The sequence below is a fragment of the Trichococcus ilyis genome, assembly GCF_900109135.1.
Lineage (GTDB): Bacteria > Bacillota > Bacilli > Lactobacillales > Aerococcaceae > Trichococcus > Trichococcus ilyis.
Genome location: NZ_FNYT01000007.1, coordinates 80302 through 96717, shown reverse-complemented (window position 1 = coordinate 96717; position 16416 = coordinate 80302). Strand labels below are relative to the sequence as shown.

At 50.7% G+C, this 16416-nt stretch carries 13 protein-coding genes; 8 read left to right on the top strand and 5 right to left on the bottom strand.

Annotation, left to right across the window (positions count from 1 at the left end; translation table 11 throughout):
* The first annotated feature begins 92 nt into the window (after positions 1 to 92).
* The 3 genes from BMX58_RS05175 to BMX58_RS05160 all read left to right on the top strand — a co-directional run bounded on the left by BMX58_RS05175 (position 93) and on the right by BMX58_RS05160 (position 3732).
* Complete coding sequence (locus BMX58_RS05175) at positions 93 to 617, top strand: methylated-DNA--[protein]-cysteine S-methyltransferase (protein WP_068622688.1); 525 nt, start codon at positions 93 to 95, stop codon at positions 615 to 617.
* 572 nt (positions 618 to 1189) lie between these two features.
* Positions 1190 to 2326 carry a 2-methylaconitate cis-trans isomerase PrpF family protein gene (locus BMX58_RS05165; RefSeq protein WP_068622690.1) on the top strand — a complete coding sequence of 379 codons (1137 nt, stop codon included), beginning with the start codon at positions 1190 to 1192 and terminating at the stop codon, positions 2324 to 2326.
* 29 nt (positions 2327 to 2355) lie between these two features.
* On the top strand, positions 2356 to 3732 hold the full coding sequence (locus BMX58_RS05160; protein ID WP_068622691.1) for a CitMHS family transporter: 1377 nt from the start codon (positions 2356 to 2358) through the stop codon (positions 3730 to 3732).
* A 3-nt stretch (positions 3733 to 3735) separates the two neighbouring features.
* On the opposite strand, the gene BMX58_RS05155 is transcribed toward BMX58_RS05160, so the two are convergent.
* The gene (locus BMX58_RS05155) at positions 3736 to 4644 is read right to left on the bottom strand and encodes a LysR family transcriptional regulator (RefSeq protein ID WP_068622692.1); all 909 of its coding nucleotides are present in this window, start codon (positions 4642 to 4644) and stop codon (positions 3736 to 3738) included.
* 125 nt (positions 4645 to 4769) lie between these two features.
* On the opposite strand from BMX58_RS05155, the gene acnA reads away from it, so the two are divergent.
* Positions 4770 to 7463 (top strand): aconitate hydratase AcnA, encoded by a 2694-nt coding sequence (gene acnA / locus BMX58_RS05150; RefSeq protein WP_084253870.1) that lies wholly within the window; start codon positions 4770 to 4772, stop codon positions 7461 to 7463.
* Positions 7464 to 7910: 447 nt separating this feature from the next.
* On the opposite strand, the gene BMX58_RS05145 is transcribed toward acnA, so the two are convergent.
* The 4 genes from BMX58_RS05145 to BMX58_RS05130 form a co-directional block, all read right to left on the bottom strand.
* The gene (locus BMX58_RS05145) at positions 7911 to 8591 is read right to left on the bottom strand and encodes an amino acid ABC transporter permease (protein ID WP_068622694.1); all 681 of its coding nucleotides are present in this window, start codon (positions 8589 to 8591) and stop codon (positions 7911 to 7913) included.
* 24 nt (positions 8592 to 8615) lie between these two features.
* Positions 8616 to 9503 carry a transporter substrate-binding domain-containing protein gene (locus BMX58_RS05140; RefSeq protein WP_068622695.1) on the bottom strand — a complete coding sequence of 296 codons (888 nt, stop codon included), beginning with the start codon at positions 9501 to 9503 and terminating at the stop codon, positions 8616 to 8618.
* 522 nt (positions 9504 to 10025) lie between these two features.
* Positions 10026 to 10694, bottom strand: coding sequence for a P-II family nitrogen regulator (locus tag BMX58_RS05135; protein WP_068622696.1), 669 nt, complete (start codon positions 10692 to 10694; stop codon positions 10026 to 10028).
* Positions 10695 to 12182 carry a DUF1538 domain-containing protein gene (locus tag BMX58_RS05130; RefSeq protein ID WP_068622697.1) on the bottom strand — a complete coding sequence of 496 codons (1488 nt, stop codon included), beginning with the start codon at positions 12180 to 12182 and terminating at the stop codon, positions 10695 to 10697.
* A gap of 236 nt (positions 12183 to 12418) precedes the next feature.
* Here BMX58_RS05130 and BMX58_RS05125 point away from each other — a divergent pair, with 236 nt between their 5' ends.
* The 4 genes from BMX58_RS05125 to BMX58_RS05110 all read left to right on the top strand — a co-directional run bounded on the left by BMX58_RS05125 (position 12419) and on the right by BMX58_RS05110 (position 16393).
* A complete protein-coding gene (locus tag BMX58_RS05125) occupies positions 12419 to 13297 on the top strand; it encodes a metallophosphoesterase (RefSeq protein WP_068622698.1) in 879 nt (292 codons plus the stop codon).
* Positions 13298 to 13396: 99 nt separating this feature from the next.
* Positions 13397 to 14275, top strand: coding sequence for an aldo/keto reductase (locus BMX58_RS05120; RefSeq protein WP_068622699.1), 879 nt, complete (start codon positions 13397 to 13399; stop codon positions 14273 to 14275).
* Between the two features lie 275 nt (positions 14276 to 14550).
* A complete protein-coding gene (locus BMX58_RS05115) occupies positions 14551 to 15252 on the top strand; it encodes a DNA-3-methyladenine glycosylase family protein (RefSeq protein WP_068622700.1) in 702 nt (233 codons plus the stop codon).
* A gap of 139 nt (positions 15253 to 15391) precedes the next feature.
* Positions 15392 to 16393, top strand: a complete 1002-nt coding sequence (locus BMX58_RS05110) for a Gfo/Idh/MocA family protein (RefSeq protein ID WP_068622701.1) — start codon at positions 15392 to 15394, stop codon at positions 16391 to 16393.
* Positions 16394 to 16416 lie beyond the last annotated feature (23 nt).

Genomic DNA, 16416 nt, shown 5'->3' with positions numbered 1-16416 from the left:
AGCCTAGCTAGTGTGCGGATGCTTCCGGTTGAAGCCACCACTGTGTATAATGGAGCAGAGAGATTTTGTGACTTCAAAAAAGGACTGATCATATGAAAGCATACAAATACATCCAAACGCCGCTCGGGGAATACCTGTTGGCGGAGAACGGCAAGGGCATCACGTTTCTGGAGCATGTTGAATCGGAACTGGATCCGCGTATCGAAAAGGAAATCTCGGCCGGAGAAATGGTTGAAGCGGACACGCCGCTGCTTTTGGAAGGGGAGCGACAATTGCAGGAGTACTTCCGCGGTGAACGCCAGGAATTTGATCTGCCTTTGGATGCAGCCGGAACGACATTCCAATTGAAAGTGTGGGAAGCTCTGCGCCAAATCCCTTACGGCGAGACGCGCAGCTACAAGGAAATCGCCATCGCTGTCGAAAACCCGAAAGGCGTCCGCGCCATCGGCATGGCCAACAACCGCAACCCGATCTCGATCATCACCCCTTGCCACCGCGTCATCGGCACGAACGGCAAATTGGTGGGGTATGCCGGCGGTCTGCATCTGAAGGAATATTTGCTGAACCATGAGACAAAGGTTGCTAATAAAATCCGTCTACCCCGAACGGATATCTGACTTTATGGAAAAAGTGATTCTCAATTACAGGCCAGATTCTCAATAAGAGGCTGACAATCTAATCTCATTGCTGCTGTAAGGTCACAAGAAAAACGTCTTAATACGGATTGTTGTGGATTCTGATGCACCAAAAAATAAGTGACAAAATACAGAAAGGGTCTGTCTCATGCGGAGGCAGGCCCTTTCTGTACTTTACAGTGGCTTTAGGTTTATGGCGGAATTCCCCGCCAAGCTGGTTTTGAAGGGGAATCTCTTGATGCGAAAGGATATTTTTCCCCGCCAAAACACTTTTGACGGGGTATTTCTGCGCAATAAGTCAATTGTTGCTTCTAGCGGAAAATCAGCAGGCTGATGACCATGATTGTATCTGTTATCATCATAAGTTAAACCTATGATTCAGATAAAAATGATTGATTGGATATTTGGTTAGCCAGAATTTATACTTCAGATATCAAGTTGAGCGATGAGCAATCAGTAGGACTGCAGCCTATCTTAAATTGCTGGTGAAAGGATTCAACTGGGTAACAACACGTTCATGGATTTTTGAAAACGTAAACATTTGGAGGGACGATATGCTTAAAGAATTGCAATGCAGCATCTTCCGCGGCGGCACAAGCAAAGGTGCATTCATTATGGAAGAAGATTTACCGGAAAATAAAGAGGAACGTGACCAGATACTCTTAAAAGTCATGGGCAGCCCGGATCAACGCCAGATCGACGGCCTTGGTGGAGCGGTCTCCACGACCAGTAAAGTCGCAATCATTTCAAAAGAAACAACCGAAGATTGGGATATCAATTATACGTTTGCACAAGTCCAGATCGATAAGCCGTTTGTCTCCTACGCAGGAAACTGCGGGAACATCTCATCCGCTGTCGGCGTTTTCGCGCTTGAAAATCACTTGGTTGAAATTAGCGCGCCTATCACGACTGTGCGGGTATATAATACAAACACAAAGAAAATTATTCACGAGCATATTCCTACGCCTAACGGAGAAATTACTTATGAAGGGGACTTCAGCATTTCCGGTGTTCCCGGAACGGGCTCGAAAATCGAATTGGAATTTTTGAATCCGGAAGGTTCCTTCACCGGTAAACTGTTGCCGACAGGGCAAACCAAAGACATGCTGAAAATCGATAATTACGGTGATGTCGAGGTGTCGATCGTCGATGCGGCAAATCCGCTGGTGTATGTGAAAGCAGAAGAAATCGGATTTAAAGGAACCGAAACAGCTGCCATGATCGATGCCGATCCGGCCAATCTGGTGTTGTTGGAAAAAATCAGGGGAGCGGCAGCCGTGAAGATGGGCTTGGCCGACAACTGGGAAGAAGCCGCTACGGTGACGCCGGGAGTGCCGAAAATGACGATCGTGTCAGCAGCGCAAACCTTCACTACAGACAGCGGCAAAGAAATCGCCGGCAACGAATATGACCTTTCCATCCGCATGATGAGCATGCAGAAAGCCCACAAAACGATTGCTTTGACAGGAGCACTGTGCACAGCGGCAGCCTGCGCGATCCCGGGCACAATCCCGAATGAAGTATTGGGGAACGAAAATGTCAAGAACGAGCTCGTGCTTGGGCACAGCGATGGCCTCATTTCGGTAGCCATGAAGTACAAAAATGAAGATGGAAAGATAAAAATCGAATCCGTATCAAGCCACCGGACCGCAAGAAAAATCATGGTCGGCAAAGTCTTCTATAAAGGATAGAAATAACACAAAGAATAGGAAGTGTGAAAATGTTAGCATTGTTAGGCTATGGAATGATCATTACCTTCATGGTTTTGTTATTGGCAAGAAAAATGTCACCTTTTGCAGCATTAATTTTAGTTCCCGTCGTTTTTGGTTTAGCCGCAGCATTTATAAGTGGAACACCACTTTTGGAAGTGTTTGATTGGATTTTTGGAGGGTTGTATTACTCGCTTGATGAGAATAAAACACTCATCGGTAAAGGTGTAGCCCCAACGATCACGTTATTGTTGTTCGCCATCCTTTTCTTCTCGGTTATGTTGGACGTCGGTCTGTTCGATCCATTGGCTACGAAGATGATCAAATGGGCAAAAGGCGATCCAATGAAGATTTGTGTCGCTACTGGTGTTATCTCTTTGATCGTGTCGCTGGATGGTGACGGGACAACTACTGTGTTGATCGTAACGACAGCGGTTCTGACGCTTTTCAAAAAAATGAAGATGAACCAGCTCTACTTGGCGGTCATCATCGGATTCTGTAACTCGGTAATGAACCTGGTCCCTTGGAGTGGCCCGATGGCGCGTGCGATGCCGGTGCTGAACTTGACACCGAAAGAATTCTTCGTACCCGTTATCCCAGGTATGATCGGCGCATCTATGCTGGCATTGTATATGTGCTACTACTATGGTAAAAAAGAGCGCGCACGTCTGGGCTACGTTCAAGGCAGCGGCATCATCCATGACAGCGACTTGGAACACATCATCAAAGAAATCAACGAAAAAGATGCGCATTTGAAACGCCCTAAATTGATTTGGTTCAACTTCTTGCTTACTGTGGCAATCATGACAATGTTGATCATGGACATCATCAACGGCGGTATCCTGTTCGTGCTAGGTACAGCCATCGCGTTGCTGGTCAACTACAGAGATCTGAATCTGCAGTCTTCCCGTCTGCTCGCAAATGGTGGAGAAGCATTAGGTCCAGTTAGCTTGGTATACGGTGCCGGTATCATCATGGGTGTTCTGAACGGCAGCGGCATGAGCACAGCCATCGCGCAACAAATGGCTGGCATGATTCCGGAAACTATGGGTGCCTACATTCCATTCTTCCTGGCTTTGATTTCTTTACCAGGATTGTTCTTCTTGCCAAATGACGCTTTCTACTTCGGTATCCTGCCGGTATTGGCACCAATCGCTTATCAATACGGCGCAACGCCGACTGAAATCGGTGTCGCTTCCTTGATGGGTCAAGCCATCCGTTTTGCAAGTCCATTAGTGGCCTTCCTTTATGTTTTGGTTGACAGAACAGAAGTCAGCTTTGGCGATTACTCGAAAGAATACATGAAATGGGGTCTTCCGAGCTTCGCGATTCAAACCATCATCGCTATTCTGATCGGTGCGATTCCGTTGCCGTTCTTGTTCAATTAGGCATCAAACGACTTCGCGGCAAAGATTGATCAGAGTACGGACATAGGGCGGAAGCTTGCGGCCTTTGCGGTAAGCCACGATCATGTCCGCATAATGCGGTTTGCCTTCGAAAGAGAAAAAGCGCGGCGCATTGCCGAATTTCAAATGACGGATATGGGTCTCGTTCAGGAAAGAGATGCCATATCCGGTCATTGTCAGATTGACGGCCGTCTCGATATTGCGCGTGTGCGTCACTTTATTAGGAACGAAATGCTGCTCCGCGAAGATCGCTTCGGCGATCTGGCCGGTGCGCTGATCCGGGAAATGCAGAATGAACCGATCCTGCTTGAACAGATGCAGGTCGATGGAAGGATAGCTGCTGTTCGGATTGGGCGATCCTTTGTCGATGCAGGGATGCCCCGAAGGCACAGCCAACAGGATCTCTTCCGATTTGATGACCTCGTAGTCCAGATTCAACGCATGGTGGGGCATGTTCATGATGGCGATGTCCGCTTCCCCGTTGTTGATCTTCTCTTCGACAACCTTTGAAGACTCCTCGATCAGCTCGACTTCGATGTTCGGATAGATTTCATTAAATTTCGGCAAGATGTCCGGAGCCAGGTAGGAGCCGCGCATAAATGGGATGGAAACGCGCAGGCGGCCGATTTTGTTGTCCAGTATATGGGCAGCTTCATCGTAGAAATTCTCGCGCATGCGCAAAATCTCGATTCCGGCAGCAAGAAAACGTTCGCCCAGGAAAGTCAGTTCATATTTTTTTCCGATCTGGTTGAAGACTGTGAATCCTAATCGGGCCTGCATGTTTTTGATGTACATGCTCAAGGAAGGTTGCGAAATGTAAAGCGATTCCGCTGCCCGCGTCAAATTGCCGCAGTCATGGATTGCCTTCACGTATTCGATGTCTTTCATTTCCATAAAATCATCCCCTTATCATAAGTTTTGATTATGGTTTGTATAAATAATATATATTTCATTTATGTTCATTATAGGGATACAATCAGCTTAAGTAAATACAAGAATTCAAAAATTGGAGAGGTATTATGAACAGCAAACAAAAATCAATGAAAACCATCACCGCTAACGGCCAGGAGTACAAGTACTACGATCTGAAATCACTGGAAAACGGACAAGTGACGATCGCCAAATTGCCTTATTCCATCCGTGTCTTGCTGGAAAACCTGTTGCGCCAAGAGGACGGCAAAGTCATCACCGAAAACCATGTATTGTCCTTGGCTAATTGGAAGCCAATCAATGAAGTGAAAACAGAGATTCCATTCAAACCATCCCGTGTCATCCTGCAGGATTTGACGGGCGGGGCGGCCATCGTGGACTTGGCTGCTTTGCGTTATGTGACTGATAAGTTGGGCAAAGATTCCGCGATCATCAATCCGGATATCCCGGTGGACTTGGTCATCGACCACTCCGTTCAGGTCGATTATTCCGGTTTCAATGATGCCTTCCGGATGAATGCGGAAATCGAGTTCGATCGCAACCGTGAGCGCTATGAGTTCTTCAGCTGGGCGGAAAAATCATTTGATTCCTTCAGCGTGGTGCCGCCAGCGACAGGGATCGTCCATCAGGTCAATCTGGAATATTTGGCGGATGTCGTCAAGGAAGCCGAAGTCGATGGGCAAACCATTCTTTACCCGGACACTTTGGTCGGGACCGACTCGCATACAACAATGATCAACGCTTTAGGTGTCCTTGGCTGGGGCGTCGGCGGCATCGAAGCAGAAGCGGGCATGCTGGGACAACCATGCTACCTGCAGATGCCGGATGTCGTAGGCGTACGCTTCACCGGCAAGCTTGAAAACGGCGCAACAGCAACCGACTTGGCTTTGAAAATGACCCAAGTGTTGCGCGAGCAAAAAGTTGTCGGAAAATTCGTCGAATATTTCGGTGAAGGCCTGAAAAACCTGACGATCGCCGACAGATCGGTCATCGCCAACATGGCACCGGAATACGGAGCGACTTGCGGCTTCTTCCCGGTCGATGCTGAAACTTTGGGCTACCTGCGCTTCACCGGCAGAAAAAACGCCAAAGTGGACCAGATTGAAGCTTATGTCAAAGCGAACAACCTGTTCTATAACGATGCGATCGAACCGGTTTATTCCGAACTGATCGAAATCGACCTGTCTACAGTGGAACCGAGCTTGGCCGGACCGAAAAGACCGCAGGACTTGGTGAAACTGTCCGATGTCAGCGATAAATTCATCGAAGCCTACTCGGCACCGATGGGGAACCAAGGCTATGGATTGGATGCAGCCGATATCGACAACAAAGTAACGATCACCTATGAAGATGGCTATCAGGAAGAAATGGAAAATGGAGCGGTGACCATCGCTGCCATCACCAGCTGTACGAATACAAGCAACCCTTACCTGATGCTGAGCGCTGCTTTATTGGCCAAAAATGCGGTTGAAAAAGGCTTATCCGTGAAACGCTACGTCAAAACGTCGATGTCTCCGGGTTCGAAAGTCACCGCCCGTTATTACGAAAAATCAGGCTTATTGCCTTACCTTGAAGCATTGGGCTTCAATATCATCGGCTACGGCTGCATGACCTGCGTGGGGAACTCCGGCCCGCTGAGACCGGAAGTCAGTGAAGCCGCCAAAGAAGGCAACATCCTCCTTTCGGCTGTCTTGAGCGGTAACCGCAACTTTGAAGGCCGTATCCATGCGGAAGTGAAAGCCGGTTATCTGGCAGCGCCGCACTTGGTCATCGCCTATGCTTTGGCGGGTAATGTCAAAGTGAATCTGGCCACTGATCCGATCGGTACGGACAAAGAAGGGCAACCTGTCTACTTGAAGGACATCTTGCCGAGCAATGAAGAAGTCCAAAAAGTTGTGAACGAAAGCGTCCTTGCGGATATGTTCAAGGAAGAATACCGTTCCGTCTTTGATTCGAACGATCTATGGAACAAAATCGAATCAGTGGACAAACCTGTCTACGATTGGGATGCCGATTCAACCTATATCGCAAATCCGCCATACTTCGAAAACTTCCAATTGGAGACTGAACCGATCGCGACTCTGAAAGGACTGCGCGTATTGGGCAAGTTCCAGGATTCGATAACAACCGACCATATTTCGCCGGTTGGAGCGATCGCTATGAAGTCTCCTGCCGGAAAATATCTGATGGAGCGTGGCGTGAAACCGAAAGACTTCAACTCATACGGCAGCCGCCGGGGCCATCATGAAGTGATGGTACGCGGAACCTTCTCGAATATCCGTCTGAGAAATGCGTTGGCGGACGGCTTGGAGGGCGGCTACACGAAATATGTGCCGACCAATGAAATCATGCCGATTTTCGATGCCAGCGTGAAATACAAAGAGGATGGCACCGGATTGGTCATCTTGGCCGGAGACGATTACGGAATGGGCTCTTCCCGTGACTGGGCAGCAAAAGGCGCCAGACTGTTGGGTGTTGATGCGGTCATCGCCAAGAGTTTCGAACGGATCCACCGCTCCAACCTGATCATGGTGGGTGCGCTGCCGCTTGAATTCCTCAAAGGCGAAGATGCGGATACGCTGGGATTGACAGGCTTGGAAGAGTACGCAATCGCCATTTCGGATGATGTGAAACCGAATGAAGTGATTACGGTAACCGCCAAAGCAGCCGATGGAACGGAAAAAACATTCCAAGCCATTGCACGGTTGGATTCCGAAATCGAAATCGACTATTACCGCAACAAAGGCATTCTGCCGATGGTCTTGCGCAACAAGATCAAATAAGCTTTTCTGATGATGCTATTCCGAGTGAAACGATAAATAGAGAAGGAAGACGGCCTCCGACTCCGGCTTCCAATAAACGCAAAAAGCAGGCCCGTAACAGCCTGCTTTTTGCGTTTAGTTGATTTTAATGGGTTCCTTTTTGGAATGGCAGACAACTGCCGGATTGTTCCTGTCCCGATTGCCGCCGGAGGACAGAAGCGCCGCAAAGCGCCGTTCTCCGGCGAGCGGCTTCTTCCCCGGAGGAAATGAGCGCCGCAAAGTGCTGTTCTCCGGGGAACCGTGCTTCCCCGGAGTTCAACCTGCAAAAGGACACCGACCTCCGGCGAGCGTCCGGTTCCCCGGAGCACAACTGACCAAGCCCCAAAAACAGGAAAGGCCCCTTGACGAATGTTGTGATTCGTCGGGGGCCTTTCCTGTTTCCTGTATCAGCATACAACGTTGCTTGTGTCATTCCACATACAAAGACAGTTTCTTTTCGATGCGTGTCTGGAACATAGCGAAGATGCTGCAGATCGCCCAGTAGATGAGCGCGACCAGGATGTACATGGTCATGTAGTCGAACTCGCGGCCGCCGACGATCTTGGCGTTCTGGAACATTTCCGGAACGGTGATCATCGCCGCCAGGGACGAACCTTTGATCAGGTCCAAAAGTACGTTGCTCATCGGCGGGATCGCGATCCGCAGCGCTTGCGGCACGATGACTTTGCGCATGATGAACGACCATTTCAGCCCCAAGGCATAAGCCGCTTCCCATTGGCCGTAATTGACGGAATTCAATGAGGAACGGATGATTTCCGCGCTGTAGGCGGCCGAACTCATGCTGAAGCCGATGATGGCCGCCGTGACCGCCGTGAACTGGATGCCGATGAACGGAAAGCCGAAGTAGAGCAGGAACAGAATGACCAAAGTCGGTGTTCCCCGCATGAAGGAGATGTAGAGGCGCGCCAGCCAGCGCAAAGGTTTGAACTTGGCCAGCTGCAGAAGGGCAAGGACAAAGCCAAGCAACGTGCCATTCACCATGCTGGTCAACGCGATTCCGAGCGTATAGCCCATCCCTTGCAGGACGTACGGCAGGCTGTCGAGAGCCAATTCCGGATTGAAGATATACTGCCATTGGATGCCTGACATGTCTTGTCCACCTTTCTGTTCCTACTACATTCCGCTTACGTCGATGACAGGGAAGTCATATTCGATCTGCACAGTCACGTCCGCGCCGTCATAGAATTGTTTGGATAATTCCGCCAAAGTGCCATCTTCACGCATTTCTTCCAAAGCAGCATTGAACTTGTCGGTCAATTCGTCGTTGCCTTTTTTGATCGAGAAATTGGTTTCGGACGGGTTGTAGAAAATGTCATGCACTTTTACAGGGATGTCCGGCAAAGCGGCAGTAGCCAATTTCTGAGCGTAGTAGTCGTTCAGGATCACGTCGGTACGTCCGTTCGCCACATCAGACAAGTACATGTCATTTGTCGCGTTGTCATAGATTTTTTCTTCCGCGCCGAAGTAACGCGCAACTTTCATGTATGTTGTTGTTGCCGCACCGGCAGCAATCTTGCCTTTCAGATCTTCCAACGATTCGATGCCGGAGTTGTCGGATGCACGGACAACCATGGCTCCGAATGAATATTTGTAAGGGGTCGTGTAATTGTATTTGTCGGCATTTTCGCCGTTGCGGTCGATCCCGAATGCTGCAACATCCACGGCGCCGCTGTTTACGGAAGTAAGCATGCCGTCAACGCCCATCTCGGTGAACTCCACTTCCACGCCGATGCGTTCAGCGACTTCGCGGAGAATCTCGACTTCGTAACCGGTCAATTCGTCGGTTTCCTTGTCGTGATAGGAATTAGGGTAAAGCGTACCGGAAGTGGCTGCCTTCAGCACGCCGGCTTCCTCGATCTTGTCCCATGCTGTTTCTGAATCAGTTAAAGCTGCTGTATCAGTCGCACTGCTGTCGGCTGTTTCGCCGCTCCCGCAGGCCGCCAAAGTCAAACCCAATAATGCCGTCAAACCGCCAAACCAAACTCTCTTTTTCTTAACCATCCGTGAAACCTCTCCTTTTTTCCTCGAATATGAACTAGACATAAGATAGCACGTATCCGGACTGAAAGCAACCGTTTTATCCATAAAAATAATACAGTTCTATAAGCTGTTATAAATGAGTTTCATTAAAAAGATTGAACAAAATTCGCATGTTTTCTCATAAAAATCAGCAGGATCGCTGCGAATGTTGCTACAGTTTGGAAAACAGTTTGTGAAGTGGAGAACAGCCGTGGCAATATGCAACAAAAGATACTGGAAATGAAGGGAGGCACATCCGGAAATTTCGCCTCAGTCGGGAAGGGAATCATCGAATATCCGCGGAACATTCGAGAATTTGACACCGGCGTGGGGCGCGATTCTCGAATGTCCAAGTGTCATTCGGGAATTTGACTTCAGCGCGAGGCAAAATTAGCGAATATCCAAGCAGCATTCGGGAATCGCTGCTCAAGTACACAAAAAAACCGGATCGGCATCGAATGCCAACCTGGTTTCTTGTGTATTTGACCAGCAGCCGTATTGTCTTTAACGGACCCCGTGCACATTTTCGGCATCGAAACTGAACAGGAAGCCGTTGCCGGGCACATCCAGCTGCATCCGCTCGGCGATGGCGGCCTCCACCGCGGAAGCGACATCGGCGCTGACCAGGTTCATGATGATGTCCTTGCCGCTGTCGAGTTCGATCCCGAACGCTTTACGGCATTGATCCGCAAAAGCGCCGGTGCCATGGAAGAGAGTGCCGCCGCGTGCGCCTGCCGCAGCCGCCGCTTCGACGACTTCATCACCCGATCCGGCAGCGACGATCGTGAAGAAGACTTCGTGATCGGCCATCAACGGATGGGCACCCTGCTCGTGCAGATGCAGGCGTTCGCCGTGCGTGCCCAGCAGGTGCGAAACCGGACTGGTGAACAGGATGCCGCGGTTCGGCAGCTCGAAATGGAAGAGCGAGCTGATGTGTTCGATGGCAGCCTGCGTCTTTTCGCGCGCGCAGACCATGAAGAGGATTTCCTTTTTCACTTCATAAAAACCGATTGTGCGCAAAAGGGTGCTGGAAACCGTGCCGGAGCCATGCATGATGGTCCCGCCGGTGATGCCGCATTTCTTCGCTTCTTCAAGCACGCGGCTGGCTTTGCCGATGTTGACGACGACAAAGATGACGTCGTAGAATCGTGCGTTTTCAATTTTTTCGGTCAATTAAAGACCCTCCTTTACACTGTTGCGCTGGTAAATGGCGCCCAATAATTGCAGCGAAATGATCGGCATCATCGCCACCATTGCGATCATCCCGAAGCCCTCCAAGAGGACATTGGCGTGCGGCGTGATTTCCGCCACGCCTTGAATGAATGCCAGGATGAAAGTGGCCGTCATCGGACCCGAAGCGACGCCGCCCGCATCGAAGGCGATCCCGACGAAGAGGCTCGGCACTTTGTAGGAGAGGGCGATGATGATCAGGTAGCCGGGGACGAGATAGTGCCATAATTGCAGCCAGGGAACGAGCACACGCACGACCGACAAGAGGACAGCGAGCCCGACTCCGATCGACAGGAATCCCAGCACAATACCGCGTTTCACATAACCTGTTGTAACATCTTCTATTTGATGAGTCAACACATATACGGCAGGTTCCGCCAAAATGACCAGAACGCCCAGGACGAAGCCGACAAGGAGGACCGGAATCGAGCTTTCCATCCCCGCAATCAGCATGCCAAGTTTGCGGCCGACTTCCATGAAACCGGCATTCACGCCTGTCAGGAAAAGCACCAAGCCGACAAAGAGGTAGGCCATCCCAAGGAAAATGCGCCGGAAAGCGCGTTTGGAGAGCTTCTCGTCAGCAAAAAACGCATGATTCAGGACGAAAATGATCAGAATGGGTGAAACGGCCAATGAAATCTCGCCGGCGATTTTCGGCAGTTCGTGCAGGAATGGTGCAAACCAATCGGTTACCGTGGCAGCACTGGCTGGAATCGAGCCCGAGAGCGGTTCATCGGAACGGACGAACAAGCCCAGAATCAAGACGGCCAAAATGGCGCCGGTTGAAGCGATCCCCACCAGGCCGAAACTGTCTTCCTCCGCGGATTGCGTCCGCCGGTTCAGGGAAGCCACCCCGACCGCCAAAGCCAACATGAAGGGGACGGTCAAAGCGCCGGTCGTCGAACCCGATGCGTCAAAAGCGATGGCGAACAGGTCGTTGGTGCTGAAGTAGGCCAAGCCGAAAATGGCGAGATAGAGGAACGTGAAGGCCTTGTTGAGCGGATAACGGTAAACGATCCGGAAGAGGCCGAGCGTCAGCAGCACGGCGATTCCGACAGAAACGACGACCAACAGCAGATTTTTCGGATACATGCCGTTCGTGACCTCGGAAACCTGCGCGGCCAAAATGTGCAGATCTGGTTCCGCGATCGAGATGAAAAAGCCGAGCACAAGCCCCATCCCGAGTACGTATTTCATGCTGTTGCTGCGGGCCAAGCCTTTCCCGAGGAATTTCCCGATCGGCGTGATGCCGATGTCCACGCCGAAGAGGAAAACGGACAAACCGATGATGATCAAAAATGCACCGAACAGGAACCTTTGCAGGTCCACCGTTTCAAGCGGGGTCAATGTGAAGTGGAGCAGGACGACAAGCAGGGTGATCGGAAGCACTGACTGCAGTACTTCCCTCAATTTTTCTGTAAATATACGCATAGATTCATTCCTTCCATATTGATGTTATAATGTTGAAGAGTAATATCCATATATTAAACATAACACGCAAACTGTTAAATAGGAAGTAAGATACACCGATTTTTATGGTATTGAGCAATATTGTTACGCTTTTTCGGGGGATCCGCTCAGTGCATCCTCAGCCGTTTTGTTTTGACGGACGCGCCCGAAAGCATTAGAATAAAGGTAACAATAGGGTTTCACAAAGGATGATCAATATGAACATAAAAAACAAAAGCCTGCTGAAGACTGCCGTTTTGGCGGGCACAGCGGCTTATCTGCATCTCCAAAACACCTGGATCCAGAAAACCGAGTATACGATTCCGGTCAAGCATCTGGCGCCGGAAAATGAAGGGTTGAAGATCGTCCAGCTTTCCGATATCCATTTGCCGAAAGAGAAAATCAATCTGAACAAGCTGATCGACATGACCAAGGCGGCCGAGCCGGATTTCATCTTTTTGACAGGCGACCAGATCCAAGGCGAAGCGCTCTTTGATCCAACGGTGGCGGAAAAGCTGTTCCGTAAATTGGCGGCGATTGCGCCGACCTATGCCATCACCGGGAACCACGACCGCCATTCGCCGATGTTCCACATCGCGGTGGATCTGTACAAAAAAAACGGAATCCGCTTATTGGACGATGAGGCGATCAGTGTCGTGGCCAAGGGCAGGAAGCCCATCGTCATCATGGGTTTGAGCGACAAGAGTTCGGCCATTCAGAAAATCACGAAGGACTTCCTGAAAAAAATCAGGCTAAGAAAGGATTGGCAGGGCCAGACGCGGTTGTTGCTGGCGCACCGTCCTGAACATTTTCTGAAGTACCATACCGATCCGGAAAAATCAGCCGACGTCACGTTCGCCGGGCATGCGCATGGCGGCCAAATCCGTATCCCGAAAGTCGGCGGATTGTTTGCGCCTGGACAGGGCCGGATGCCGCAACATACCGAGGGCGTCTATCTGCTGCCGACGGATCCGGATAAGAAACTGGTCGTCAGCCGCGGCATCGGCGGCTCGTCTTTCCCGTTCCGCATCAACAACCGTCCAGAAATGGTCGTCGTAACATTGACGCACGATACCGTTCCGGAAGGGGAGGAGTGATTTTCCTTCAGTTTGTTATGAAAGCGCATTAATAATTTTTGTGTTTCTGGCGGAATTGCGTTACACTTAAGGAAATAAGTAGAAGGAGTGTGGGTTATCATGGTGAAGAGCTTAATGGACAGAATGCCTTTGAATGATGGTTTTACAATCCCAGGAATCGGATACGGAACTTGGAATGTGAGCGATGCTGAAGCGGAAGAAATGGTCTTCATGGCCATCATGCGCGGTTACCGCCTGATCGACACAGGCAGCATGTACGACAACGAAGTCGGCGTGGGCCGCGGTATCAATAAAGCAATCAATGCCGGCATTTCCCGCGAGGATATTTTCGTCGTGACCAAACTCGGCAAAGACGATATGGGCTATGAAAAAGCAACAGACGCGATTCGTGCCAGCTACGACCGTCTTGGACTGAAATACATCGATCTGTTCCTGATCCACTTCCCAAGCAATGATGAAGCCGTAACGGCGGACACTTGGAAAGCTTTGGAAGAAGCCAAGGATTCCGGAATCGTCCGCAGTATCGGTGTTTCCAACTTCACTCGCGGAGATCTGAAGGGCTTATTGGCGACTTCCCGCATCAAACCGGTCGTGAACCAATTGGAGATTAATCCGTTCCATCTGATGGAAGAAGTCGACGATTTCGGCTACGACAACAACATCGTAACGATGGCCTACAGCCCGCTGGCTAAGGGCAGAGCATTGGAAGACGGGAAAGTCCTGAAAATCGCTGAAAAATACAACAAAACACCGGCGCAGATCATTCTGAAATGGGCCGTTCAGCGCGATCTTATTCCGATTCCGAAAACGAAGGATGCCGACCGCATGAAAGAAAACCTTGAACTGTTCGACTTCAACCTGACGGATGAAGAATTGGAAAGAATCACGCGCATCAAGAAAGACAGCAACTTCGTAAGGGGTCACCAAGACCACAACCTCGGCAAGCGAATCGGGGTTGACACTCACGGCATCAAATAATACCGGTCAAATCAGAGCTGGGGGCCTGCGGGTCCCCAGCTTTTCTTTTTTGTTCGTCGGTTGTTCCGGCGATTACTTGGTGCGTCTTGTCGAGAGATTGCCCATATGTCGACAAAACGATTACCGAAAACCGCAAAACACCCGACAGATCGATCTTCTGTCGGGCATCAGCCCAGGAAGGCATTCCGTAATGTCGAGAGCGCACGCAACTGTCGACAAAAAAACACAAAAAAATGCTATAATATCTGTAAATATGCAGAACAAGGGTGGAGCACATGAATTTTTATTATGATGAAGAAGCGGTCCGCCATCTGAAGGCGAAAGATCCGCTATTGGGCGAAATCATCGACCGGATTGGGCCGATCGAACGGCCGATCGACGCGGATCTGTTTTCGGCGCTCGTCAACAATATCGTCGGCCAGCAGATTTCCATGAAGGCCCAGGAGACGGTCTGGAAAAGGATGCTCGCCGCTTTCGGAGCGATCACGCCGGAAAATATTTGCCGAGCGAGTGTCGAAGTGATCCAACAGTGCGGCTTGTCGACGCGCAAAGCGACCTATATCCGCGAGGCAGCCGAAAAAGTCCTTTCCGGAGAATGCGATCTGGAGGCGCTGAAAGGCAAATCCGACGAGGAAGTCATCACCGAACTGTCGCAGCTGCGCGGCATCGGCAAATGGACGGCAGAGATGCTGCTGATTTTTTCGATGGGCCGTCAGGACGTGCTGAGTTGGGACGACCTCGCCATCCATCGCGGTCTGCGGATGATCTACCATCACCGCAAGATCACGAAGCAGCTTTTCCAGAAGTACAAACGGCGTTACGCACCGTACGGGTCGGTCGCGAGCCTCTACCTGTGGGAAGTGTCCGTCGGCGCCCTGCCGGATCTGCAGGATTATGCGCCGCTGACGGAAGCCGAGAAGAAGAAACGCCAAAAGCAGCGCCAAGAATTGAAACGGGCGGAAAAACAAAGCCTATAATGCCAACAGCAAGCATCCCATCCGCAACGGGATGCTTTTTTGCTCCAAAAAAATGGCTGTCAATAAGCAATCCGACCTGGATTAGTGTAGAATAAGAATAGAATGTTTCAAAGACAACCATGAATGAGGGGATACAGCCATGATCAGATTAGGTATCATCGGAACGAGCAGCATCGCGCACGAATTCGCTACAGCGGCAAAAGCATCCGGACAATTCGAAATAAAGGCGGTCTACAGCCGCAACCAGTTCACCGCCCAAAGCTTCGGGGAAGGCTACGGCGCGGATATTTTCGTCACGGACTTGGAAAAATTCACAGCCTTGGAGGAATTGGACGCCATCTACATCGCATCGCCGAACAGCCTCCATTTCGAACAAGCCATGTTGGCCATCGCAAACAAAAAGCACCTCATCGTCGAGAAGCCGATCTTCTCGAACAGCCGCGAATGGGAAGCGGCCTTCGCAGCCGCCAAAGCCAACAACGTCTTCCTGTTTGAAGCCGCCCGCCACCTACATGAACCGAACTTCGCGCTGGTCGGAAACGAAATCGCCAAGTTGGGCGAAATCGACGGCGCCAGCTTCACTTACGCCAAGTATTCCTCCCGCTACGACCAAGTTTTGGCCGGCGAAGAACCGAACATCTTCTCGCTCGCTTTTTCCGGCGGGGCGCTCGCCGATTTGGGCGTCTACCTGCTGTACGCCGCCATCGCTTGGTTCGGTATGCCCGATGATGTGGAGTATGCGGCCAAGAAAGTCCAGACGGGCGTGGACGGAGCCGGCACGGCGCTGCTGAAATATCCGTATTTCAACGTCAGCCTGCACGCTGCGAAAATTTACAACTCCTTCGCGGCTTCGGAAATCTACAGCGGCAAAAAAACGCTGATCCTCGATGGCGTCAACCTGATCCAATCAGTCGAATTGGTGGACGGCGAGAGCGAGGAGCGCTACCAATTGGCCGAAAAAGCCTCCGGACATTTCATGGATGACGAGGTCCGTGCCTTCGCGCGCGTCTTGAACGATCCGGAAAATCCTGATACTATAGAAGACTACGAACGCTGGACGCAGATCAGCCGAGACGTCAACCGGACAATAGAAGCCCTGCGCAAAAAGGCCGGCATCGTCTACCCGGCGGATTTAGCGTAGCACACGTACCGCTGGCCCCGCAT